Genomic DNA, 22,444 nt, shown 5'->3' with positions numbered 1-22,444 from the left:
GGGTTATTTCTGTCAATATATTGATACACAAATATATTTTCCCTTGATGAATAAACAGGTGTCCGGGCAGGCAAAACTGGCAATAATAGGCGGGTCGGCCGTTTATCTTCGCCTCACCGCCGACGGTTGTGACACGAACAGATTGTCACCTTACGCAGCAGAAGTCTCTGGATCCAAGATGCAAACCACCTCGTTGTCTGATACCCGGAAAATCTGGCCCGCGCTCATCATTTTTTTGTTGGTGTTCACCCTGTGTCTGCTGGGCATCGTGAGTCGTCCCGGCAGCTTTCTGGCGATATTCTGGCCGGTGAACGCCGTACTGCTGGCCGTTTTGGTGCGTCGGCCACAGTGGGCTACGCGGGCCGGCTGGGGCATGGCGGTGCTGGGCTATCTGGCGGCGGATCTGTTGACCGGCAGTTCGCTGCAAAAGACGCTGCTGCTGAACGTCGCCAATCTGACCGGCGTCGTGGTGGGGTATCTGTTGTTCATGCGGCTGTCGCCGCCGGCGCGCATGTTGCAACGCGGCACGTCCAGCATGTACCTGTTCGGCATCTGCCTGGCCGCCGCCGCCGCGACCGGCGCGGTGGGCGCCGCAACTTCGCAGTGGCTGTTCGGCAGACCCTATCTGACCTCGCTGGCGCTGTGGTTCTCGTCCGAGTTCACCAATTACGTCACGCTGATGCCGTTTATTCTGGCGTTTCCCGGCGATTGGCGACGTCGCCTTGCGGCGGCCGGCGCCATGTTCACCCAGCGCAGCCAATGGCCGCGGGCGGGGCGAAAACTCACGGTGTTGGCGCTGCTGTTGCTGGCGGCGGTGTGCAGCGTGCTGATCGGCGGCCCCGGGGCGGTGATCTTTCCCATGCCGGTGCTGCTGTGGCTGGCGATGTCCTTCTCACTGTTCTGCACCATGATTGCGGTGCTGATCTATGTGCTTTGGTGCCATCTGGCTATCGATTTCGGGCTGTTGAGTTCGACGCTCGACATGAAGGTGTTGCAAAACGCGGTATCGATGCGTTTGGGCATCGCGCTGCTGGCGCTGGGCCCCATCGCCGTGGCCAGCATGAACTATGCGCGCAATGCGCTGCTGCGCACGCTGGAGCACGTGGCGAATCACGATGCGTTGACGCACGTGCTGACGCGCAATGCGTTTATGCAGCGCGGCGAACGGTTGATAGACCAAAAGGGCGAGCTGGTGTGCGTCATGATGCTCGATATCGACTATTTCAAGTCGATTAATGACCGTTTCGGCCATGCCGGCGGCGATCAGGCGCTGATGGCCTTTACCCGTGCGATCGCCGCCGATTTGCGCGTCGATGATCTGTTCGGCCGCATGGGCGGCGAAGAGTTCGCTATCGTCTCGACGCTCGGCCAGCCACAGCAAGGGTTGCAGCTGGCCGAACGGCTGCGGCAACGCATTGAGGCGGAATCGATCACCATGCCGGCCGGCCATCCGCTGCAGATCACCGTCAGCATCGGCATGGTGACCTGCCCGGGCGGTTCTGGCCACAGCCTGGCCGACCTGCTCAAACTGGCGGATCTGGCGGTATACAAAGCGAAAAACGCCGGCCGTAACCGGGTCGCCACGCCGGACTCTTACCCTCCGAACGATCCTGAGCGCTGAACTTCCGATCCGGGTTGCGCGCCCGCCGTCTAAACTGGTAGGGGGCGCAGGCAACGTCGCCCGCGCTGAACCGACTGTCCTTAATCAGACAAGAGGATACCAGGATGAAATACGTAGACGGGTTTGTGGTGGCAGTGCCGGCCGCCAATAAGGAGGCTTATCACCGGTTGGCGGCGGCGGCAGCGCCGCTGTTCAAAGAGTTTGGCGCCACGCGCATCGTGGAGTGCTGGGGCGATGACGTGCCCGACGGCAAGCTCACCGACTTTCGTGGCGCGGTGAAGGCGCAAGAAGGTGAAGTGGTGGTGTTCAGCTGGATAGAGTACCCCTCCAAAGCGGTGCGCGACGCCGCCAACGAGAAAATGATGAACGATCCGCGCATGAAGGCGCTGGGTGAGATGCCGTTCGACGGCAAACGCATGATCTTTGGCGGGTTCGCGCCGATCCTCGATGCGTAAAGGAGGCGCAAATGGCCAGAATTACGCAACATCTGTGGTTTGAAAAGGACATGGAAGCGGCGCTGAATTGCTATGTCGCGCTGATCCCCGGTTCGTCCGTGAACTGGTTTTCCGACCTGCCGGCGGATACGCCGAGCGGCCCGGCCGGCAGCGTGAAACTGGCTTCTTTCACGCTGGGGGACCAGCGCTACGCGGCGATCGAAGCCGGGCCGCTGGATCCGTTCAACCACAGTTTCTCCGTGATGGTGGAATGTGACGATCAGGCGGAAGTCGACCGGCTATGGGATGCCTTGAGCGAAGGCGGCGAGGCGGAGCAGTGCGGCTGGCTGCGCGATCGCTGGGGGCTGTGCTGGCAAATTGTGCCGCGGCGGCTGACGGAGTTGATGAACGATCCCGACGCCGCCCGCGTGCGGCGGGTCACGGAAGCGATGCTGCTGATGGGCAAAATCGACATCGCCGGGCTGGAAGCGGCGGCGCGCGAGTAGCGCAACAGTCACAGAGGGAGAGAACGGATGCACCGAGAACGGCACAGTATTGAACGCATCGGCTGGCTGCGGGCGGCGGTGCTCGGCGCCAACGACGGCATCGTTTCAACGGCCAGCCTGCTGCTGGGCGTCGCGGCGGCCAGCGCCTCGCATTCCGCGCTGATGATCGCCGGCGTCGCCGGGTGGGTGGCCGGGGCGATGTCGATGGCGACCGGTGAGTATGTGTCGGTCTCGTCGCAGGCGGATACCGAAAAGGCCGCGCTGGCGGAAGAGCAGGCGGAGTTGCTCGAAGACTATCCGGGGGAGTTTCGCGAACTGACGTCAATCTACGTGCATCGCGGGCTGGATCCGGCGCTGGCCCGGCAGGTGGCGGAAAAGCTGATGGCGCATGATGCGCTGGAGGCGCACGCGCGCGACGAGCTGGGCATTTCCTCCGCCACCCGCGCCCGGCCGCTGCAGGCTGCGTTGGCGTCGGCCCTGAGTTTCTCCCTCGGCGCGCTGTTGCCGCTGCTGGTGGCGCTGTGGGTGCCGGTTGCCTGGACGCGACCGGCGCTGGTGGCGTCGGCGCTGATTTCCCTCGGCGTTCTCGGCGGCATCGCCGCGAAAACCGGCGGGGCGCCGATCTTGCCGGGGGTGGCGCGTATTCTGATCTGGAGCGCGCTGGCGATGGCGGTCTCCTCAGGCGTGGGCATGCTGTTTGGCGTGACGGCAGGCTAACGCCGCGTTTGCATCAATCTATTGCACCTCAAACTCAGAATTTATCATTTGTCAGCCGCCGGCGTTCACGGCATGGTGACGGCAACGCCAAATCAGTCAGGGACTCTTATGCAAAAATCACAGATCCAACCGCGGGTTGCGCAGCATCCGCTGTTGCAACGAATGGTCGCCCTCGCGCCGATCACCTGGTTCAATCCGCGCGCGACAACGCTGGCCGCCGGCTTGCCCCATGTCGGCCTGACCGCCGCCGACGTGGCCGAAGCCGAGCAGCGCCTGGCGCGTTTCGCGCCTTATCTTGCCGCGGCCTTCTCGGAAACCCAACCGACAAAGGGGATCATCGAATCCGAACTGGTGGCGATCCCGGCCATGCAGCTCGCGTTGGATCGGCGCTATGGGCAGGCGTTGGGCGGGCGTCTGCTATTGAAAAAGGACAGCCATCTGCCGATTTCCGGTTCAATCAAAGCGCGCGGCGGCATCTATGAGGTGCTGACGCACGCGGAGAAGCTGGCGCTGGAGGCGGGGCTGCTACAGATCGGCGACGACTACGCCCGGCTGTGTTCCGACGCGTTTCGTCAGTTCTTCCGCCAGTACCGCATCGCCGTCGGATCAACCGGCAATCTGGGATTATCCATCGGTATCATCAGCGCCCGCCTGGGATTTGATGTCAGCGTGCACATGTCGGCGGATGCGCGAGAGTGGAAAAAACAGAAGCTGCGCGACAATGGCGTGACGGTGGTGGAATACGCTGACGATTACGGCGTGGCGGTCGAGCAAGGGCGCCAACAGGCGGCGAACGATCCGAATTGCTTCTTTATCGACGATGAAAATTCGCAAACCCTGTTCCTCGGCTACGCGGTGGCGGGTGGCCGCCTGAAGCGGCAGTTTGCTGAACAGGGTATTGTGGTGGACGCGCAGCATCCGCTGTTCGTGTATCTGCCGTGCGGCGTCGGCGGCGGGCCGGGCGGTGTGGCCTTTGGCCTCAAGCTGGCGTTCGGCGATCACGTTCACTGCATTTTCGCCGAACCGACCCATTCCCCCTGCATGCTGCTCGGCGTCTACAGCGGGTTGCATGACGGCATTGCGGTGCAAGATCTCGGCATCGACAACCGCACGGCGGCGGATGGGCTGGCGGTGGGGCGCGCCTCGGGTTTTGTCGGCCGGGCGATGGAGCGCCTGCTGAGCGCATTTTACACGCTGAGCGACGAAGAGATGTTCGCATTGCTCGGGTTGTTGGACAGGCACGAGCATATCCAGCTGGAACCCTCCGCCCTGGCGGGCATGGCCGGGCCGTGGCGCATGGAGGCCAATGCGCAACAGCTTAGCGGGCAAGGGGTGAGCGCGGAAAGCCTGGCGCAGGCGACGCATCTGGTGTGGGCGACCGGCGGCGGCATGGTGCCGCCGCCGGAAATGGCGAAGTACCTCGCCGCCGGGCAGACGGCGGAGTAAGGCGCAATAAAGTAAAAAGGGGCGAACATCGCCCCTGATTGGTCTGCCGTGCGGTTAAAGCTGTTCGCCGTTGCTGGCGATCACCCGGCGATACCAGTCGAAGCTTTTCTTGCGCGAACGTTCGAGCGTGCCGGTGCCGTCGTCGTGTTTATCGACGTAGATAAAGCCGTAGCGCTTGCTGTACTCGCCGGTGGTGAACGATACGCAGTCAATGCAGCCCCACGGCGTATAGCCGATCAGGTCTACGCCGTCTTCAATCACCGCTTTTTTCATCTCTTCGATATGGGCGCGCAGATAGTCGATGCGATAGTCATCGTTGATCTGGCCGTCCGCTTCCACCTTGTCGAAGGCGCCGAAGCCGTTCTCCACGATAAACAGCGGTTTCTGGTAACGTTCATACAATACGTTCAGCGAGTAGCGCAGCCCGACCGGATCGATCTGCCAGCCCCAGTCGGAAGCCTTGACGTGCGGGTTCGGCACGTTGCCCGGGAAGCCGAACATGCCGTCGCTGCCTTCCACTGCGTTGGCCTGCAGCGCGTTGCTCATGTAATAGCTGAAGCCGATGTAGTCGGTGCAGCCCTCGCGCAGGATCTGTGCGTCCTGCGGCTGCATCTCGATCTTCAGCCCTTTGCGTTCCCAGTCGCGCAGCAGATAGCTTGGGTAGTAGCCACGCATCTGCACGTCGGTGTACAGATAGCGCTGGTGCATCGCCTCCACGGCGTACATCACGTCGTCCGGCTTGCAGGAATAAGGGTAGAACGGCACGCAGGCCAGCATGCAGCCGATCTTGAACTCCGGGTTGATCTGATGGCCGAGTTTGACCACCTGCGCGCTGGCGACGAACTGGTGGTGTAATACCTGGTACAGCGCCTGCTCCGGGTTGTCTTCCTGGGTGTAGTCCACGCCGGAACAGCAGTAGCCGAACAGCGGGTAGCGGTAGTTGCTCTGGTTGTTGATCTCGTTGAAGGTCATCCAGTACTTCACCTTCTCGCGGTAGCGGCGCATCACCACTTCGCTAAAGCGCACGAAAAATTCCACCACCCGGCGGTTTTTCCAGCCGCCGTAGGTTTTCACCAAATGGTAAGGCATTTCGAAGTGCGACAGGGTGATCACCGGCTGGATGCCGTATTTCAGCAACTCGTCGAACAGATCGTCGTAAAACTGCAGGCCGGCCTCGTTTGGCGTTGCTTCGTCGCCGTTCGGGAAGATGCGCGTCCAGGCGATCGAGGTGCGAAAACACTTGAAGCCCATCTCGGCGAACAGCGCCACGTCCTGTTTGTAGCGGCCGTAGAAGTCCACCGCTTCATGGTTGGGGTAACGGTAGCCGTCGAGCACGCCGTCGGTCATAACGCGATCGACGCCGTGCGAACCGCCGGACAGCACGTCGGCGATGCTTGGGCCTTTGCCGCCCCGATCCCAACCGCCTTCAACCTGGTGCGCGGCGACCGCGCCTCCCCACAGAAAATCTTTCGGCAACTGTTTCATCGTCAATGTCTCATCTTATTTAATGAAGGATAATAACGTTCGCATTGCCAATAGAGTAACAAGACCAAAAGAAATGTCACGATATAACAAATCGCCGGACAAAGTGATTTGTCACAATAAAAAAACAGCCTGTTTTATTTTGCCGAATTAATATGCCCAAGCCGTTTGCCGATGGTTTCAATAATGTAAAGCACGGGGATCTGCGTGGTGATATTGTGATGGCCGCCGATCAAATGCTGCGGCACGTGGTAGGAGAGATTAAAGTCCGCCAGCCGCGCCAGCGAAGAGGTTTCGTTATTGGTGATGCTGATGATCTTGCAGTGGTGCAGACTGAATTGGCTGGCCAGCCGCAGGATCTCTTCGGTTTCGCCGGAAACCGACAGCATGATCGCCACCGCGTTTTTATACATATCGCTGTTGACGGGATAATAAGGATCGTCGATATGGGTGCTGAATTTCCCGACGTTGGAAAAGAAACGCGCGCCATATTTCCCCAAGGCGCCAGAGGTGCTGATGCCGACGAAAATAATCCGCTCGGCGGCGGCGATATGATGCGCCGCTTCATCGAGTAACTGATTAAATTCGTCGTTGCTGACGCTTTTAAAAAAACTGAGAATTTCGCCGATGCCGGAATCGACCGGCGGCGCATCGCTTTGCTCCAGATACAGTTTGAAACGGATGCGAAATTCTGAATAACCGTCGCAACCCATTTTTTTGCAAAATCGCAGCACGGTAGTGGTGGATACGCCGGCGGCCTCGGCCAGCTCGCGGATGGTCATGTACATCACTTGATTTTTGTGTTTGCTGACGTAGTTATAAACCATCAGCTCCAGGGCGTTGAGCTCGGCGATTGCTTTATGGGTAAACATGGGTCGATCCGGCGGCTGAAAACGGGACATTTATCTGCGGGTTACCATAGCAAAATTCGCCGCCGCCGACACTGCCGAACAAAAAGAAAAGCCGCACCAGTCAGGGGCGGCCCAGGGTTCACGACGAACAAATAAAGCAAAACGTTCCGGAAGACATGCCATGAAAACGCGTTTCATCACACAGGGTTAGCATAGGCCAGCTGATGCCGGCGGCAAAATGCCGGTTTCTGCTTTCTAAAGCCAAAGCGCGGCAAAGGCTACGGCGCCTCGGGCTTATCTTCGGACCAGCGGGCGGCGTTGACATCCACCTTAACCGGCAGCAGCCCGATGGCGGTGAATTTATCCGCCAACTGCTGTTGCTGTCTGAACACCTCCGGCGACATGCGCTGGCTGCCGAACGGCATGCGGGCGATGGCTCTGGCCCAAATGGCCTGATCCAGACCGGTGCTCTGAGCGAGGATCGCCGCCGCTTCCTGTGGATGCTCGTTGGCCCAGTCGCTCAGCGCGCCGAGCTGTTGAATCACCTGTTTGGCGCTGTCCGGGTAGGTTTCGGCAAAGCGGCGGCTGGCGAGATAGAAGGTATAGTGCGGCACCAGGCCCTCCGCGTCTTTCAGCAGGCGGGCGTTGGCGCGGGTTTCCACCTCGGCGTAGTAGGGATCCCAAATCACCCAGGCGTCGACGCTGCCGCGCTGGAAGGCGGCGCGGGCATCGCTCGGCGGCAGATAGACCGGCGTGATGTCCTTGTAGCTCAAGCCGGCCTGTTCCAGCGCGCTCACCAGCAGGTAATTGACGTCAGACCCTTTGTTCAACGCCACGCGTTTGCCTTTCAGATCGGCCACGGAGCGGATCGGCGAATCCTGCGGCACCACGATGGCTTCGGTTTTCGGGCTGGGCGGCGAATGCGCCAAATAAACCAGATCGGCCTTGGCGGCTTGCGCGAAGGCCGGCGGCGCGTCGCCGGTCGCCGCCAGATCGATGCTGCCGACGTTCAACCCCTCTAACATCTGCGGGCCGGCGGGGAATTCTATCCAGCGAACCTTGACGCCCTGCGGCTCCAGGGTTTTCTCCAGCGTGCCGCGGTATTTCAGCAGCGCAAAAATGTTGGCTTTCTGGTAACCGATGGTGATTTGTTGCGGTTTCTCCTGCGCGCCGGCCGGCAGGCTAAGCAGGCCGAGCAGCAGGGCGGCGATCAGCGGCGTTGTGAGTTTTCTCATCCTGATTTTCCGATAGGCGAAGTGAACAATAGCGATACGCGCTGGGCGTAACGCCATGAAACGGCATTTAAATTTTCCTGCGGCGGGATAAGGGCGATGATAATGAGCGGCGCACTGGCGTGTAAAGCGCCCGCTTATGCTGAATAATGCCTTGCTTAGCCATAAATCAGCTTAAGCGGGAGAAGGGGATCTCTACGCTATGCCGCGTCACGCTCGCGCGAACGCGCCAGCAACGGCGGCACCAGCAGATAGAGGGCGGCGGCCAACGCCCAGACCAGGCCGGGCCAGACATCGCGCGTGGCGGCATACAGCGCCGTCGCCATCAGCGGCCCCGCGACGCCGATCAGGCTGCCCATGCTGGCCAGCGTCCCTTGCAGTTCGCCCTGATGGTCGTCGTCCACCTTTTGCGCCATTAACGCCTGCAGCGCGGGCAGCGCCATACCGCCCGCGGCGAAGAACGGCAGCAGCGCAAAGGGCGCCCAGCCGCGCGTGGCGATCGATAACAGCACCAGGCCCAGCGCGTCGGCGGTCAGGCCGATCAGCAGCGCCTTGCGTTCGCCGAGCCGCGCGACCAGCGGGCCGATGGCGAAGGCCTGCGACAGCGCGTGGCAAGCGCCGTAACCGGCCAGCGACAGGCCCGCCACCATCATGCTCCAGCCGAAACGATCCTGGCCGTATAAAATCCACAGCGTGGCCGGCGCCTGTGAAACCAGCGCCATGATCAGGTAAATGCCGGCCAGCGGCAGCAGGCCCGGTTTGCCGTGCAGCCGTCGCAATGCCGAAAAGGGATTGAGGCGGATTTTCTCGGCGGCGCGGGTGCGGGGTTTACGCGATTCCGGCAGCAGGAAAAATGCCAGCGCCAGGTTGAGGGCATTCATCGCCGCCGCCGCCAGGAAGGGCGCATGCAGATGCCACTCGCCCAGCGAACCGCCGAGCAGCGGGCCGACGATAAAGCCGACGCCGAACACCGCGCCCACCAGGCCGAAACGCCGCGCGCGCTGGCCGGCAGGAGTAATATCGGTAACGTAAGCGGTGGCGACCGCCATGTTGGCGCCGGTGATGCCCGCCAGCAACCGGCCCAGATAGAGCCAGGCCAGCGTCGGCGCGAACGCCATCAGCAGGTAGTCGGCCGCGGCGCCGGCGAGTGAAATTAACAGCACCGGCCGCCGGCCGAAGCGATCGCTCAACGCGCCGAGGATCGGTGAAAACAGGAATTGCATCAGCGCATAGGCCGCCAGCAGGGCACCGTAATGCAGGCTGCCGGCGTCAAGACCGCCCAGCGAGCGCAACAGCGCCGGCAGGATCGGCATGATCAGACCGATGCCCACCGCATCCAGCAACACCGTCAACAAAATAACCAGCATAGGTTTTTTCAAGATTGTGACTCTAACAGTGATAGAGTATTGAGTATTCCACAGTTACCCTATCAGTGATAGAGAGATGAGCGAAAAAAATACTGCGATACGTTTAACGCGTGAAACCGTCCTGCGCGGAGCGCTGGCGCTGCTGAATGAAATCGGCATCGATGCTCTGAGCACCCGTCGCCTGGCGCAACATCTCGGCGTGCAATCTCCCACGCTCTATTGGCATTTCAAGAACAAAGCCGAGCTGTTGAAAGCGATGGCGGAAACCATCATGTTGGATCACCGTGAAGAACTGCCCGCCGATATGGCCTGGCAGGATTGGGTCGTCACCAATGCGAGCAATTTCCGTCGGGCTCTGCTGGCTTACCGCGACGGCGCGCGTCTGCATGCCGGCACCCGGCCGCAGGAGCCGCAATTCGCCATTATCGAGGCCAAGGTGGCGCTGCTGTGCCGGGCGGGCTTGACGCCTGAACGCGCGGTGAATTTGCTGTTCGCCGTCGGGCGCTTCGTCGTAGGCTGGGTGCTGGAAGAGCAGCAAATGCAGCCGGACGATACGCTGAATGACGCCGATCGCCAGCGTTACCCGCTGCTGTGCGAAGGCTGGGAAACTTTACAGGATAAGGGCGCAGACGCGCTGTTCGAAGCCAGCGTGCGGCTGTTGGTCGACGGTGCCGAGGCCGCGTTGACGAACGCCAATAATCACGGGACGCAATCATAAAACCGGGCTTATCTATCGGAAATTTATAGAAAATACCCACTTTTCGTTAAAGCCATGGCGGCTACATTCCCTTAACATTATCAAGTCTTTTGATGATAATTATTAGCATGCTGCTCAATTATTCGACGCAGTGATGTTACGGATTAAATCCGTTTGTTTAAGGGATAGTTTCACCATGGAAATCAATGTTAATGGCCGGGTGGTTCCACTCGGCGATATCTCGCCCGAGACCCCGCTGTTGTACGTGTTACGCAACGATCTGCACTTGAATGGCCCCAAATACGGCTGCGGCCTGGGGGAGTGCGGCGCCTGCACCGTTCTTATCGACGGCGTCGCCGCTCGCTCCTGCTCAATGCCGCTGGCCGCGGTAGGAAGCAAGTCCGTCACCACGCTGGAAGGCCTGGGCACGCCGGAAACGCCGCACCCGGTGCAGCAAGGATTTATCGATGAGCAGGCGGCGCAATGCGGCTACTGCGTCAGCGGCATGATCATGACGCTGGTCGCGCTGTTCGAACGTGAACCCGAGGCGGACGAACAGGCGATCAAGAAAGAGCTGGCCTACAACCTGTGCCGCTGCGGCACTCATCTTGAGATCTTGCGCGCCGCCGAACGCGCCCGCGCGCTGCTGGCTGCACGGAGGCAAGCATGAGCCGCCTCGAACTGACCCGCCGCCAGCTGCTGCAGGCCGGCGGTGTGGTGATGGTCAGCAGCCTGCTGCCCGCGCCGTTTAACGCCTTCGCCGCCGAACCCGCCTCAACGCCCGCCGATCTGCCGCTGGACAGGGTAGACAGTTTTATCAGCCTCACCGCCGACGGCCGGGTGACGGCCTTCAACGGCCACGTCGATCTTGGCACCGGCATTCGCACCGCGCTGGCGCAGATCGTCGCCGACGAAATTTGCGTGCCGTTCGAGCACGTCACGATGATCCTCGGCGATACGCAACGCACGCCGGATCAGGGGCCAACTATCGCCAGCGCCACCCTTCAGGTGACGTCGGTGCCGCTGCGCCAGGCGGCGGCGCAGGTGCGGCATATGCTGACGGCGCTGGCGGCCAAAGCATTCGAACTACCGGCCGACCAGCTGACGGCGGCGGCGGGGCAGGTGTTTGTGACCAAGAATCCGGGGCGCGCCTTGAGCTATGCGCAGCTGGCGAGCGGGCAGAATCTGCACGTGGCGCTGGATAAAAACGTGCCGCTGAACGGTGAACAGCAGAACCGCTATGTCGGCCGCACCGTCGCCCGGGTCGATATTCCGGCCAAAGTGAGCGGCGCGCTGACCTACGTGCACGATCTGCGTTTGCCCGGCATGCTGCATGGCCGGGTGGTGCGCCCGCCTTACGCAGGCGCCGACAGCAGCGCGCCGCTGGGCGGCGGCCTGTTGTCGGTGGATGAAAGTTCGATCGCGCATCTGCCGGGCATCGTGAAACTGGTGGTGATCAACGATTTCATCGGCATTGTGGCCGAGCGCGAAGAGCAGGCGATCGCCGCCATGCGCCGGCTGAAAACCGAATGGAAACCCTGGGCCGGCCTGCCGGACCTGTCGCCGGAGGCGCTGCCCGCCGCGCTGGAAGCCAACCCGAAAACCGACCGCGTGCTGCGCGACGATGCGGGCACGGACGACGCGCTGGCATTGCTGCATACCGAAGTGCGGGCGGACTATGTCTGGCCTTACCATCAGCACGCCTCGATCGGCCCTTCCTGCGCAGTGGCGGAGGTTAAAGACGGGCGGGCGCAGGTGTGGTCCGGCACGCAAAACCCGCACGATCTGCGTAAAGATATCGCCACGCTGCTCGAGTTGCCGTCTGAGCAGGTGCATATCACCCGCATGGAGGCCTCCGGCTGCTATGGCCGCAACTGCGCCGACGACGTCTCGGCGGACGCGGCGCTGTTGGCGCGGGCGACCGGCCGCCCGGTGCGGGTGCAGCTGATGCGCGAACAGGAATCCGGCTGGGAGCCGAAGGGCACCGGTCAGTTGATCCGGGTGCGCGGCGGCCTCGACGCGCAAAACCGAGTGGCGGCCTACGAGTTGAAAACCAGCTATCCCTCCAACAATGCGGTGACCTTGCCGCTGGTGTTGACCGGCAAGGTGGCCAACCGGGCTGACGTGCAACAGATGGGCGATCGCACCGCCATTCCGCAATACGAGTATCCGCACATGCGGGTGATTTGCCAGGACGCCGCGCCGATCGTGCGGGCCTCGTGGATGCGCGGGGTTTCGGCGCTGCCCAACGTGTTCGCCCATGAGTCCTGGATCGACGAGCTGGCCTGGCGTGCCGGCGAGGATCCGATCGCGTTTCGCCTGCGTTACCTGAACGATCCGCGCGCGGTGGCCTTGATTGAGGCCCTGAAGCGCCAGGCGAACTGGCAAGACGGCCCGGCGCACCGGTCACGCGCCGCCGGCGCCGAAGTGGTGAGCGGCCGCGGCTTCGCCTATGCGCGCTATTTCCACAGCAAATTTCCCGGCTTTGGCGCCGCCTGGGCGGCCTGGGTGTGCGATCTCAGCGTCAATCGCCTTTCCGGGCAGATCACGCTCGATAAAATCTTCGTGGCGCATGATTGCGGCCGGATGATCAATCCGGCCGGGGTGCGCCATCAGGTGCACGGCAACATTATCCAGTCCGCCAGCCGGGTGCTGAAAGAGTTTGTGACCTTCAACGCGTCGGGCGTGACGTCATTGGACTGGGGCGGCTATCCGATCCTGCGCTTCGACGAATTGCCGCAGGTCGATATCCAGCTGATCGACCGCCCGGACGAAGCGCCGATGGGCGCAGGAGAGTCCGCCTCGGTGCCGAGTGCGGCGGCGATCGGCAACGCGCTGTTTGACGCCCTCGGCGTGCGCCTGCGCGAGGTGCCGTTCACACCGGCGCGGGTGCTCGCCGCGCTGCGCGCTCAGGCCGGCCATTAACCCCCCGTAACGAACAAGGACAGCAAAGATGAGTAAGATGAAAAAAATCGTCGGGTGGGGTGGCGTCACGGTGATCGCCGTGGTGGTCGCCGGCGTGGTCGCCAGTTGGCAGCCGGAGATTGCGCCGCTCGCCGCCGATGCGACCCACAGTTTCAGCGAGGCGCAGATCGCGCGCGGCAAAACGTTGGCCGATCTCGGCGACTGCGCGGTGTGCCACACCCGTGCGGGCGGCGAGCGCAACGCCGGCGGGCTGGCGATGGAGATCCCCTTCGGCACCATTTACACCACCAACATCACGCCGGACGTGGAAACCGGCATCGGCAGCTGGAGCTACGCGGCGTTCGAACGCGCCATGCGCCACGGCGTCGATCGCCAGGGCCGCTATCTCTATCCGGCGTTTCCCTATACCGCCTTTACCCGCACCCGCGACGACGATCTGCAGGCGCTGTATGCCTATCTGATGTCGCAGCCGCCGGTCAAGTACCGGCCGCCGGCCACCGATCTGCACTTTCCGTTCAACATTCGCCAGGGCATCTTCGCCTGGAACCTGCTGTTCCTGACGCCGGGGGCGTTGCCGGAACAGTCAGCCCAAAGCGCCGACTGGAACCGCGGCGCGTACCTGGTCGAAGGGTTGGGGCACTGCAGCGCCTGCCACTCACCGCGCAACGTGCTGTTCGGCGAGAAAACCGGCGGCGAGCACCTGGCCGGCGGCGTGGCGGAAGGCTGGACGGCGCCGGCGTTGAGCGGCCGCTCGCCCGCGCCGCTCGCCTGGTCACAGCAGGATCTGGTCGATTTCATGCGCACCGGCTACTCGGCCAACCACGGCGTCGCCGCCGGCCCGATGGCGCCGGTGATCGAAGAAGGGCTGTCGCGCTTGCCGCAGGCCGACCTGCAGGCGATCGCCGTCTATCTGCGCAGCTATCATCCGGAAGCGGCGGCGCAGGCCGCGGCGGCAACTTTGAACGCTCAGGCGGAGCGCCAGGTCGAGCCCCTGAGTTCGCAAGGGGCGCGGCTGTTTTCCGGTGCCTGCATGGCGTGCCATGCGCAGGAAAAAGGCGCGCAGATGGCGGGGGTGCGCCCGTCTCTGGCGCTGAATACCAACCTGTTCGCCGAGGCGCCGGACAACGCCATTCGCGTGGTGCTGGACGGCATACAGCGGCCGGCGAACGCCGAGCTGGGCTATATGCCAGGCTTTCGCCATAACCTGAATGACGCGCAGATCGCCATCCTGCTCAACTACCTGCGGCAGCATTACGCCGGTCAGGCGCCGTGGCCGGACCTGGCGGCGCAGGTCGGCCGCTTGCGCGCCGAAACCGCGCAGAAATAGCCGCCGGGGGCTGGACAGCCACGCCGCGTTGGCGACAATAGAGCTTTTCACATGGACAGAGGCAGTAAAATGAATACGTTAGACGCAATCCGCCAGCGCCGCGCCACCAAGCAGTTCGATGCGCAGCACGTGATGACGCTCGAAGAGAAAAAAGCGTTGCTGACTATCGCGCTGCAGGGCGCGCCCAGCGCGTTTAACCTGCAGCACTGGCGCCCGCTGCTGATCGAAGATCGCGCGCAGCGCGAGAAAATTCGCGAGGCGGCGTGGGGGCAGGCGCAGGTGACCGACGCGTCGATGCTGGTCGTGCTGTGCGGCGATCTGTCGAGCTGGGAGTCACAGGTAAAAACCGTCTGGGCCGAGGCCGCGGAGCCGGTGCAGCAATTCATGATCCCGGCCGTCGATCAGTATTATCGCGGTAAGCCGCAGGTGCAGCGCGACGAGGTGATGCGCAGCAGCGGCATCTTCGCCCAGACGCTGATGCTGGCGGCCAAGGCGCAGGGCTACGACTCTTGCCCGATGGACGGTTTTGATTTCGACGCGGTGGGCGAGATTATCAATAAGCCGGCGCATTATCAGATCGCGCTGATGGTCGCTATCGGCAAGGCGGCGGGGCAACCTTACCCGCGCATCGGCAAGCTGCCGTTCGACGAGGTGGTGAAAACCGACAGTTTTTGACCCGAGCGGTGAATGACAAAAGGGAAGGCTTGCGCCTTCCCTTATTTTTTTGTGACGCACAGTTCGTTCCAGTAGCTGAAACGGATGCGCCGTTGCAGGCGGTGATGCCACATAGAACACTCCTTCTACCCTACACGGTTTAAATAAATAGCACCGCGCCGGACACAAGGCGAATGCCTTATTGTGCATAGCTTGCCCGTCAGGCGGGATTAACCGATTTTACCGGCCCGGTGCGCGGCGGGCGGCCATCGCCAGCCGAAGTTCATGCCCGCCGCCGCGCCGAGAATGGCCAGCGTGCCCAGCAGTTGCAACAGGCTGAGACGGTGCCCGAACGCCGCCCAGTCCACCACGATCGCCACTGCCGGGTAGATAAACGACAGCGCGCCGACCAGAGCGGTGGGGATTTTCTGGATCGCGCCATAGAGCAACGTGGACATCAACCCGGTATGCACCAAACCGAGGGTCGCCAGCAGCAGCCAGTCGAACGAATCTGCGGGAAGGTGGGCCAGCCCGGCGAACGGGGCCAGCGCCAGCGCGCCGACGGTCAGCTGAATCAACACGATCAGCTGCGGCGGCAACGCAGCCAGCTGTTTGACGATCGCCGCCGCCAGGGCGTACATCAGGGCCGCCCCCAGCGCCAGCGCCACGCCGAACAGATAGTCGCCATCGCCGCCACCGCTTTGCCGGCCGGTGACGATCAACACCATCCCCGCGAACGCCAGCAGAAGCCAGCCCAGCCGATTAGCCGTCAGTTTTTCGCCGAACAGCAGCGCTCCCAGCGCCACCAACATAAACGGTTGAACATGGTAGGTCACGGTGGCGACAGCGATCGAGGCATGCGCATAGGCGGCAAACAATAGCGTCCAGTTGAGCACCAGCGCGAGGCCTCCCAGGACGGCGAAAGCCAGCTGCCGCCAGTTGATGGCGCCTGATTTCAGTTGCCCAAGCGCGGCGCAGGTGGCCAGCATCGCCAGCGCGCCGAACGCGCAGCGCCAAAACACCACCGTGGCGGGCGGCTGCCCTAAAACGAGTACCGGCCAACCGACGGTGCCGGAGATCGTCATGGCGAGGATCATTTGCACTGCGCCGCGCGTTTTCGTTTTCATATTGTTTCCCTCGCGGCCTGACCGTGCTTGTGGTGAAGTCGCTTAATCATTAAAATGAACAATCGGACATTATGATGAACACGGTTGATGCTGTTCGTCAAGTCGAACAACTGAATGGTATAACGAACAATGAGCGAGAGCCTAATGCAGAACATCACGCCGATTGGCCTCTTGTCGGCGGCAATCCGCCGTGAGCGGGAGCGATTGAACCTGTCCGTTACCGAACTGGCGAAGCGCGCGGGTATCGCCAAGTCCACGCTGTCGCAGCTCGAAGCCGGCAGCGGCAATCCCAGCCTGGAAACGCTGTGGGCGCTGGCGATGGCGCTGGATGTGCCGGTCAGCCGGCTGATTTCACAGCCGAGCAGGCCGGTGCAAGTGATCCGCGCCCATGAGGGAACGCCGGCGCTGTCGGAGCAGGGCAACTACGCCGCCACGCTGTTGGCCACTTGTCCACCGGGCGCGCAGCGCGACATTTACCGGCTGCGGGTGCAACCCGGTGAAACGAAATGCTCGCGGCCGCATCCGCCGGGCACCGTCGAGCATGTGATCATCAGCAGCGGGCGCGCGCGCCTGGGGCCGGCGGATCAGCCGCTGGAGCTGAGCGCCGGGGATTACATCAGTTACTCGGCCGATCGCGAGCATATTTTCGAAGCGCTGGAGCCGGAGACCACCGCCGTCATGTTGATCGAGCAGGGCTAGCACGGCGTTGACGGTTCGTTTATTGAAAATGATTCTCAATTATATTAGTGTGCCCGCCTGTTTTGACGCCGGGACGGACGTATGGCCCGGTGTCGCTGCTTAACGCCCTTCAAGGACCGAAGATGAAAATCGCTATTCCTTCCATACTGTTACTCGCCGGTTTGACGGCGACGCACCCGGCCACCGTGTTGGCCGCTGCACCGCCCGCCGCGGCGGATCAGGGCCAGAACGACACGGCCAACAACGATTTCAGCTTCGTGCGCTATCGCGCGGATTATCGCGTTAACGCCAACGCCACCAACGTGAAGACGGAAAGCTACGAAGTGCTGCTGAAGACCAAGGCGGCGATCGAGAAATTCAGCCAGATCCGCCTGAGCTACAGCGAAAAAATGGAAACGCTGGAGGTGGTCGCCGCCTATACGCTGACCGCCGACGGCCAGCGCCACGACGTGGCACCCGACCGCATCTACACCCAGGAGAGCTACTCCAGCGCCACGGCGCCGCTGTATGCCGACCGCAAAGTGCGCGTCATCGTGTTCTCCAACCTGGCGCCGGGATCGCGCGTGGTGTATGAGCTGCGCCGCACGCAAAACACCCCGTATTTCCCCGACTATTTCGGCCTGTGGGAGACGTTCAGCGTTTTCGATCAGTTCGACGACGCCGAAGTGACCCTGCAGGCGCCGGCCAAGCTGCCGATGCATATTTTCACCCGCGGCGTTGAAGGCGGGGACCAGCCGCAGATCCGTAACGGCCAGGCGCACTGGCGCTGGCATTATTCGCGCAGCGCGCCGATGAAGGCACAAAACTGGGCGGCGGACAGCTGGACCTTCAGCCCGACCATCATGGCCAGCACCTACCGCGAGTGGCCGCAGTTGGCCAAGGCCTACCAGTTGAAGGCCGGTGCGGCGGCGAAGGTGACGCCGGGCATTCAGGCGCTGGCGGACAACATTACCGCCGGCATCAGCGATCGGCGCGAGCAGGCGGAGGCGCTCTATCGCTGGGTGGCGCAAAACATTCGCTACGTGGCGGTGTACCTGGGCAACGGCGGGCTGGAGCCGAATTCGGCGCAGAGCATTCTCGATAACCATTACGGCGACTGTAAGGATCACGTGGTGATCCTGGAGGCGCTGCTCGCCGCCAAGGGCATCGAAAGCTCGCCGGTGCTGATCGGCATGGATGAAGGCCCGATACTGCCTAACGTGCCGCTGCTTGGCCGCTTCAATCACGCCATCACCTACGTGCCGGAATTCAAACTGTACCTCGATTCCACCAATCCCTGGGCGCGTTTCGGGCAATTGCCGGAGGGCGATTTGGGCGCGCCGGTGCTGCTGACGCGCGACGCCAGGCTGGCGCGCACCCCGGGCAGCGATGAGCAGCCGGTCAAGAGCGCGCTGAACGTCGATTTCGTGTTCGACAAGGCGGGCAATCTGCGCGGACAGACCGAGCGCCGGCTGAGCGAAGTGGAAGAGATTGACCTGCGGGGCTACTTCTCGCAGATCAACCGTCAGAATCGGGCGCAGGCCGAAGCGACGATCATGTCCGCTTCCGGCATCGACGGCAACGGCGAAGTGGCGATGAACAGCGATCCGCTGGATCTCAAAAAGCAGTTCGGCTATCGCTTCCGCTTCAAGGCGGACGACTACGTCGATTTCGGCGTGGTGGGCGGCATGACGTTGCCCAACCCGCCCGGCGGCAAATCGTTCCGCACGCTGTATACCACCACGGCGGCGCCGGGCAACGAAACCCCGTTCTACTGCAGCGCGCAGCGCTACGACGAAACCTACCGTCTGCAGCTGCCGGCCAACGTGCCGATTATCGCCATTCCGCAAGACAGGCAGTTCCGCAATGCGGCGGGCGACTATCGCGTCGCATGGCGGCGCGACGGGCAGCAGGTGACCGTCAATCACCGCCTGCAGGTGAATGCCATTCGCGGCAAGGAAGCGCTGTGCCAGGCGCAGGATTACCCGGCGTTCCGCGAGCTGTTCCAGCAGGTGCGGCGCGGTTTCCGCGGCCAGGTGGTGTACGGTGAATTGGCCAACGGCAAATAGGCCGCTGCCCCGTCGCGCGAAGCGGCGGGGCGCACGCCTCAGTTGAACTCGCTAGCGACCTCGGACCACAGGCTGACGCGGCAACCGCGCGCCGCGAAAGAATCCATCTCGCGCTTGATGCCGCCGCTCTCTTGCCAACCCGGCAAGTCGAGCACGATCAATTCATCCATCGCCGCCATGAACAGCGCGTCGATCGGCGCCCACAGCTTGCCGATGGCAGTTTTGTCGAGATCTTGCAGACAGAGATTGATCGGATGCGACATGCTGACCTGACTAAAAACGGCGTTGCCGGCGCGCACGATAGCGGCGGCGACGTCGTTGCAGGCGATAAAGCGTTGATGCACGACGTTGGCGTCGGCGTGGTTGTAGGGGCAGGCTAAAAATATTTTTCTCATTAGCGTTTGTTCTCTCAATAATTGTTGTCAGGGACGAAAAAAGGGCGCAGCTTCCCCGTGAGGCGGCGCCCCGTTTATTTTTATGGCTTAGGGATAAATTTAGCGAGCGGCGGCGGCGATGGCCGTCGATTGCCTTTGCGTCTGTTCTTTTTCCAGCAATTCAGCCTCCGGCACTGAAATTTTTATGGCGATCAGCACGGCGATCATGCCGCCGAGGAATTTGCCCATCATGATCGGCAACACCAGCGAAGGTTGGAAGTTGGCGGTAAACGCCAGGTGATCGCCCAACGTGGCCTGCGCGCAGATGCCGAAGGCCACGCACAGCACCTTATCGCGCGCCCGCATGCCTTTGAACAGGTGATAAACGGCGATGATATTGGCCAATACCATAATAAAGCCCAGCGCGCCGGTATCCGATAAACCGAGCTTTTTACCGATGAAATGCATCGGCTTGCGGCAATAGCGCTGGAATAAATAACAAATGGGGAATGTGCCCGCCAACATAATGCCGATGTAACCGGCAATCTCGATAGCGCGGAATAATTCGTCTTTGTCGGCAAATAACGGATCGAACACCCAGCCGCCGAACACCTTTTTAAACACACCGGTGAAATGCTCGATGATGCACAGCGCCAACACCAGCTTGATAAAGGCATCCGCCGCCTTGCCGAAGATCAGGAATCCTTTCACCATCGCCGCCGGCCGCAGCTTCAGCCCCAGCGCCAACAGGAAGCACAGGGCGAACAGCGGCGACAGCAGCCGCAGCGCCTGCAGCAAGTCCAGCTGCAGATAGTGCGCGGCGGGCGAGGTGGTGGAGATGATCTCCCTGACCGGCAGGTTGTTGAAGGTGATGGTCACCAGGGCGATCAGCACGGCGAACGGAATGCTGATCAAACCCGCCATGGCCCCTAACGCCAGATACTTATGGTCGTCGCGGTTCAGCATGATAAGCCCGACCGGGATCAGGTAGACGATGCTGGCGCCGGAGGTGTAACCCACCAGCATGGCGACGATCCACATATCGCGGTTGGCGGCGATGGCGTCGGCCAACTGGTAGCCGCCCATGTCCACGGCGATCACCGCCAGCGCCGCGATCGAGGCGTCGGAGCCGAGCGCCGAGAAGAAGGGGCCGATGCTGTACATGATCAGGTAAGAGATGATCGGGATCGCGGCCATGATGCCCGCCTGGGCGAGAAACACCGGGCCGATGGCATGAATGCCGTTGACGAACTCACGCCCCAGCTCGCCTTCCGGCTTGACGATCGACGCCAGCGCGCCGATCAGGGTGCCGGCCATGATGATATAGATGATGACATTACCGAACTCAGCCATGGTGTTCCTCCTGCGGTGAACGTAAGCCGCGCGAGCGCGCGATGATTTCCTGATAGCGGGTAAACCAGACCCTCATATCGACCTCGGCGGGTTCCGTCACTTCATAACGGTTGAGCACCTTGAGCGGATGTTCCATCCCCAATCCTTTACGCGCCAGCAGCGCCACGCCCAGGGCGGTGATCTCCTTATTAGCGGGAGAGACGATGCGCTTTTGGATCAGGTTGGCGAGAAACTGCGTGAAGTAACGGTTGGCGGACAGACCGCCGTCCACCGAAATGCTGTCGCCGATCGGTTTCAGTTTATCCATGGCGTTGATTACCTCGGCGGAACGCATGGCGATGCCTTCGAGGATCGACTGCAGCAGATCCTTGCGTTCGGTTTCCAGCGACAGGCCGGCCCACATCCCGGCGGCGGAGCGATCCCAGTACGGGCAGGCCAGCCCAGAGAGCGCGGGCACAAAGGCCAGGCCGCGCGCGATGGCCGGCTGGGCCGGAAAATCGCCGAATTCATCGAAATCGTTGAACAGACCTATCTTTCTTGCCCAGTTAATGGCGGAGGCCGCGTTATAAACGCCGCCGTCCAGGCCATACACCGGCTCGCTGCCGGGCAGCTTCCAGCACAGCGTGGGCAACAGGCCGGACTCGCCGGCATCGATCGGGCGCGGCCCGGTGATCGCCTGTAAAAAGGCGCCGGTACCGAAGGTGATCTTCATCTGCCCCGGTTGATGGCAGCCGTGGCCGTAAGTGCCGGCAAACTGGTCGACGATGCAGGCCGTCAACGGCACCGGCTTGCCGTTGAGCGCGACGTCGCCGAAGTGGCCGATGTTGTCTCTGACCTCGGGCAGGCTGTCGATCGGCACGCCGAACAAACGGCACAGCTCCTCGTCCCACTGCAGGGTATGAATGTTGAACAACGAGGTGCGCGAGGCCGAGTTATAGTCGGTGAGGTGCCGACCGCACAGGTGGAACAGGAAGAAAGCGTCCATGGTGCCGAGCCGCAGGCGGCCGCGTTGCGCCAGCTGCCTGGCCCCCGGCGCGTTGTTCATCAGCCAGCCCATCTTGCTGGCGGAGAAGTAGGTATCGAGCGGCAGGCCGGTTTTCGCCATCACCAGCGGCTCGACGCCTTCGCGTTTCAGGCGCTGGATCTCCGGCTCGGTGCGCTGATCTTGCCAAACGATGGCGTTGTACAGCGGCAGGCCGCTGTCGGCGTCCCAGGCCAGCAGGCTTTCGCCCTGATGCCCTAAACCGATGGCATCCACCATGTCGCACTGGCTGAGACAGCGGCGGATATTCGCCAAAATCTCCAGGGCGTCGTGTTCCACCCAGCCCGGATTGGGAGTGATCTGCTTGTGCGGCATGCTGGCCGGCGAATGGTGCCTGCCGTCTTCGCCGAACACCACGACCCGGGTGCCGGTGGTTCCCTGATCAATCGCGGCATAACGTTGATTCATCATTGCTTCGCTCTCTTATAGGTTTTGTTTTTTTATTGTGCCTGGTGTTGGTTGTGTGACTGTTTTAATAATCTATCTTCAATTTCACACATTAAAGCAACATAAATCACAAGATAAAATAACCCCGCGTGATC

The 22,444-nt window shown here is 61.9% G+C and carries 20 protein-coding genes; 12 read left to right on the top strand and 8 right to left on the bottom strand.

Going from position 1 to position 22,444, the window contains the following annotated elements; translation table 11 throughout:
- The first annotated feature begins 178 nt into the window (after positions 1-178).
- The 5 genes from ACJ8IJ_RS00455 to ACJ8IJ_RS00435 all read left to right on the top strand — a co-directional run bounded on the left by ACJ8IJ_RS00455 (position 179) and on the right by ACJ8IJ_RS00435 (position 4,724).
- On the top strand, positions 179-1,621 hold the full coding sequence (locus ACJ8IJ_RS00455) for a GGDEF domain-containing protein (RefSeq protein ID WP_049188938.1): 1,443 nt from the start codon (positions 179-181) through the stop codon (positions 1,619-1,621).
- 104 nt (positions 1,622-1,725) lie between these two features.
- On the top strand, positions 1,726-2,076 hold the full coding sequence (locus ACJ8IJ_RS00450; protein WP_004938082.1) for a DUF1428 domain-containing protein: 351 nt from the start codon (positions 1,726-1,728) through the stop codon (positions 2,074-2,076).
- Positions 2,077-2,087: 11 nt separating this feature from the next.
- Entirely contained in the window at positions 2,088-2,561 is a 474-nt protein-coding gene (locus tag ACJ8IJ_RS00445) for a VOC family protein (RefSeq protein ID WP_004938077.1), read from the top strand.
- Between the two features lie 27 nt (positions 2,562-2,588).
- Positions 2,589-3,278: a VIT1/CCC1 transporter family protein gene (locus tag ACJ8IJ_RS00440; RefSeq protein WP_044031195.1), complete on the top strand. Its 690-nt coding sequence runs from the start codon at positions 2,589-2,591 to the stop codon at positions 3,276-3,278.
- Positions 3,279-3,386: 108 nt separating this feature from the next.
- Positions 3,387-4,724 (top strand): D-serine ammonia-lyase, encoded by a 1,338-nt coding sequence (locus ACJ8IJ_RS00435; protein WP_442518164.1) that lies wholly within the window; start codon positions 3,387-3,389, stop codon positions 4,722-4,724.
- A gap of 54 nt (positions 4,725-4,778) precedes the next feature.
- Here the strand turns inward: ACJ8IJ_RS00435 and ACJ8IJ_RS00430 are convergent, their stop codons facing one another.
- The 4 genes from ACJ8IJ_RS00430 to tet(41) all read right to left on the bottom strand — a co-directional run bounded on the left by ACJ8IJ_RS00430 (position 4,779) and on the right by tet(41) (position 9,668).
- Entirely contained in the window at positions 4,779-6,215 is a 1,437-nt protein-coding gene (locus tag ACJ8IJ_RS00430) for a 6-phospho-beta-glucosidase (protein ID WP_031299656.1), read from the bottom strand.
- Between the two features lie 128 nt (positions 6,216-6,343).
- Positions 6,344-7,078 (bottom strand): MurR/RpiR family transcriptional regulator, encoded by a 735-nt coding sequence (locus tag ACJ8IJ_RS00425; protein WP_004938065.1) that lies wholly within the window; start codon positions 7,076-7,078, stop codon positions 6,344-6,346.
- A 257-nt stretch (positions 7,079-7,335) separates the two neighbouring features.
- Entirely contained in the window at positions 7,336-8,292 is a 957-nt protein-coding gene (locus ACJ8IJ_RS00420) for a sulfonate ABC transporter substrate-binding protein (RefSeq protein WP_171403682.1), read from the bottom strand.
- A 197-nt stretch (positions 8,293-8,489) separates the two neighbouring features.
- Complete coding sequence (gene tet(41) / locus ACJ8IJ_RS00415) at positions 8,490-9,668, bottom strand: tetracycline efflux MFS transporter Tet(41) (protein ID WP_442518163.1); 1,179 nt, start codon at positions 9,666-9,668, stop codon at positions 8,490-8,492.
- Between the two features lie 64 nt (positions 9,669-9,732).
- Here tet(41) and tetR point away from each other — a divergent pair, with 64 nt between their 5' ends.
- From tetR to ACJ8IJ_RS00390, 5 genes are all read left to right on the top strand, one after another.
- Positions 9,733-10,374: a tetracycline resistance transcriptional repressor TetR gene (gene tetR, locus ACJ8IJ_RS00410; protein ID WP_004938056.1), complete on the top strand. Its 642-nt coding sequence runs from the start codon at positions 9,733-9,735 to the stop codon at positions 10,372-10,374.
- Between the two features lie 175 nt (positions 10,375-10,549).
- Positions 10,550-11,023, top strand: a complete 474-nt coding sequence (locus ACJ8IJ_RS00405) for a (2Fe-2S)-binding protein (RefSeq protein WP_442518162.1) — start codon at positions 10,550-10,552, stop codon at positions 11,021-11,023.
- Entirely contained in the window at positions 11,020-13,278 is a 2,259-nt protein-coding gene (locus ACJ8IJ_RS00400; protein ID WP_442518161.1) for a molybdopterin cofactor-binding domain-containing protein, read from the top strand. Before ACJ8IJ_RS00405 ends, ACJ8IJ_RS00400 begins: the two co-directional genes overlap by 4 nt.
- 28 nt (positions 13,279-13,306) lie before the next feature.
- On the top strand, positions 13,307-14,605 hold the full coding sequence (locus ACJ8IJ_RS00395; RefSeq protein ID WP_442518160.1) for a c-type cytochrome: 1,299 nt from the start codon (positions 13,307-13,309) through the stop codon (positions 14,603-14,605).
- Between the two features lie 69 nt (positions 14,606-14,674).
- On the top strand, positions 14,675-15,280 hold the full coding sequence (locus tag ACJ8IJ_RS00390; protein WP_442518159.1) for a nitroreductase family protein: 606 nt from the start codon (positions 14,675-14,677) through the stop codon (positions 15,278-15,280).
- Between the two features lie 209 nt (positions 15,281-15,489).
- On the opposite strand, the gene ACJ8IJ_RS00385 is transcribed toward ACJ8IJ_RS00390, so the two are convergent.
- Complete coding sequence (locus ACJ8IJ_RS00385) at positions 15,490-16,386, bottom strand: DMT family transporter (protein ID WP_442518158.1); 897 nt, start codon at positions 16,384-16,386, stop codon at positions 15,490-15,492.
- A 129-nt stretch (positions 16,387-16,515) separates the two neighbouring features.
- Between ACJ8IJ_RS00385 and ACJ8IJ_RS00380 the strand changes: the two genes are divergently transcribed.
- Together ACJ8IJ_RS00380 and ACJ8IJ_RS00375 are read left to right on the top strand one after the other, a co-directional pair.
- Positions 16,516-17,085 (top strand): helix-turn-helix domain-containing protein, encoded by a 570-nt coding sequence (locus ACJ8IJ_RS00380; protein ID WP_031299653.1) that lies wholly within the window; start codon positions 16,516-16,518, stop codon positions 17,083-17,085.
- A 122-nt stretch (positions 17,086-17,207) separates the two neighbouring features.
- Positions 17,208-19,133 (top strand): DUF3857 domain-containing protein, encoded by a 1,926-nt coding sequence (locus ACJ8IJ_RS00375; RefSeq protein WP_442518157.1) that lies wholly within the window; start codon positions 17,208-17,210, stop codon positions 19,131-19,133.
- 38 nt (positions 19,134-19,171) lie between these two features.
- Here ACJ8IJ_RS00375 and ACJ8IJ_RS00370 read toward each other — a convergent pair whose 3' ends face one another.
- The 3 genes from ACJ8IJ_RS00370 to ACJ8IJ_RS00360 form a co-directional block, all read right to left on the bottom strand.
- Positions 19,172-19,528 carry a DUF1937 family protein gene (locus ACJ8IJ_RS00370; protein ID WP_442518156.1) on the bottom strand — a complete coding sequence of 119 codons (357 nt, stop codon included), beginning with the start codon at positions 19,526-19,528 and terminating at the stop codon, positions 19,172-19,174.
- A gap of 99 nt (positions 19,529-19,627) precedes the next feature.
- The gene (eutH, locus tag ACJ8IJ_RS00365; protein ID WP_049188926.1) at positions 19,628-20,860 is read right to left on the bottom strand and encodes an ethanolamine utilization protein EutH; all 1,233 of its coding nucleotides are present in this window, start codon (positions 20,858-20,860) and stop codon (positions 19,628-19,630) included.
- Positions 20,853-22,313, bottom strand: a complete 1,461-nt coding sequence (locus ACJ8IJ_RS00360; RefSeq protein ID WP_154870363.1) for an FGGY-family carbohydrate kinase — start codon at positions 22,311-22,313, stop codon at positions 20,853-20,855. Before ACJ8IJ_RS00360 ends, eutH begins: the two co-directional genes overlap by 8 nt.
- Positions 22,314-22,444: the final 131 nt, after the last annotated feature.

Origin of the sequence: Serratia sp. CY40230, from assembly GCF_052168835.1 — a bacterium.
GTDB classification, from domain to species: Bacteria; Pseudomonadota; Gammaproteobacteria; order Enterobacterales; family Enterobacteriaceae; genus Serratia; species Serratia nematodiphila.
The sequence above is the reverse complement of the archived record's forward strand: the minus strand, read 5'-3'. Positions and strand labels throughout refer to the sequence as shown.

What these genes read in the sequence shown, in the direction of transcription:
- ACJ8IJ_RS00435 (WP_442518164.1), top strand. Translation starts at nt 3,387, where the DNA reads ATGCAAAAATCACAGATCCAACCGCGGGTTGCGCAGCATCCGCTGTTG.
- ACJ8IJ_RS00390 (WP_442518159.1), top strand. Translation starts at nt 14,675, where the DNA reads ATGAATACGTTAGACGCAATCCGCCAGCGCCGCGCCACCAAGCAGTTC.
- ACJ8IJ_RS00400 (WP_442518161.1), top strand. Translation starts at nt 11,020, where the DNA reads ATGAGCCGCCTCGAACTGACCCGCCGCCAGCTGCTGCAGGCCGGCGGT.
- ACJ8IJ_RS00385 (WP_442518158.1), bottom strand. Translation starts at nt 16,386, where the DNA reads ATGAAAACGAAAACGCGCGGCGCAGTGCAAATGATCCTCGCCATGACG.
- ACJ8IJ_RS00395 (WP_442518160.1), top strand. Translation starts at nt 13,307, where the DNA reads ATGAGTAAGATGAAAAAAATCGTCGGGTGGGGTGGCGTCACGGTGATC.
- ACJ8IJ_RS00370 (WP_442518156.1), bottom strand. Translation starts at nt 19,528, where the DNA reads ATGAGAAAAATATTTTTAGCCTGCCCCTACAACCACGCCGACGCCAAC.
- tetR (WP_004938056.1), top strand. Translation starts at nt 9,733, where the DNA reads ATGAGCGAAAAAAATACTGCGATACGTTTAACGCGTGAAACCGTCCTG.
- ACJ8IJ_RS00445 (WP_004938077.1), top strand. Translation starts at nt 2,088, where the DNA reads ATGGCCAGAATTACGCAACATCTGTGGTTTGAAAAGGACATGGAAGCG.
- ACJ8IJ_RS00360 (WP_154870363.1), bottom strand. Translation starts at nt 22,313, where the DNA reads ATGATGAATCAACGTTATGCCGCGATTGATCAGGGAACCACCGGCACC.
- ACJ8IJ_RS00425 (WP_004938065.1), bottom strand. Translation starts at nt 7,078, where the DNA reads ATGTTTACCCATAAAGCAATCGCCGAGCTCAACGCCCTGGAGCTGATG.
- ACJ8IJ_RS00450 (WP_004938082.1), top strand. Translation starts at nt 1,726, where the DNA reads ATGAAATACGTAGACGGGTTTGTGGTGGCAGTGCCGGCCGCCAATAAG.
- ACJ8IJ_RS00420 (WP_171403682.1), bottom strand. Translation starts at nt 8,292, where the DNA reads ATGAGAAAACTCACAACGCCGCTGATCGCCGCCCTGCTGCTCGGCCTG.
- ACJ8IJ_RS00380 (WP_031299653.1), top strand. Translation starts at nt 16,516, where the DNA reads ATGAGCGAGAGCCTAATGCAGAACATCACGCCGATTGGCCTCTTGTCG.
- ACJ8IJ_RS00375 (WP_442518157.1), top strand. Translation starts at nt 17,208, where the DNA reads ATGAAAATCGCTATTCCTTCCATACTGTTACTCGCCGGTTTGACGGCG.
- ACJ8IJ_RS00405 (WP_442518162.1), top strand. Translation starts at nt 10,550, where the DNA reads ATGGAAATCAATGTTAATGGCCGGGTGGTTCCACTCGGCGATATCTCG.
- ACJ8IJ_RS00440 (WP_044031195.1), top strand. Translation starts at nt 2,589, where the DNA reads ATGCACCGAGAACGGCACAGTATTGAACGCATCGGCTGGCTGCGGGCG.
- ACJ8IJ_RS00455 (WP_049188938.1), top strand. Translation starts at nt 179, where the DNA reads ATGCAAACCACCTCGTTGTCTGATACCCGGAAAATCTGGCCCGCGCTC.
- eutH (WP_049188926.1), bottom strand. Translation starts at nt 20,860, where the DNA reads ATGGCTGAGTTCGGTAATGTCATCATCTATATCATCATGGCCGGCACC.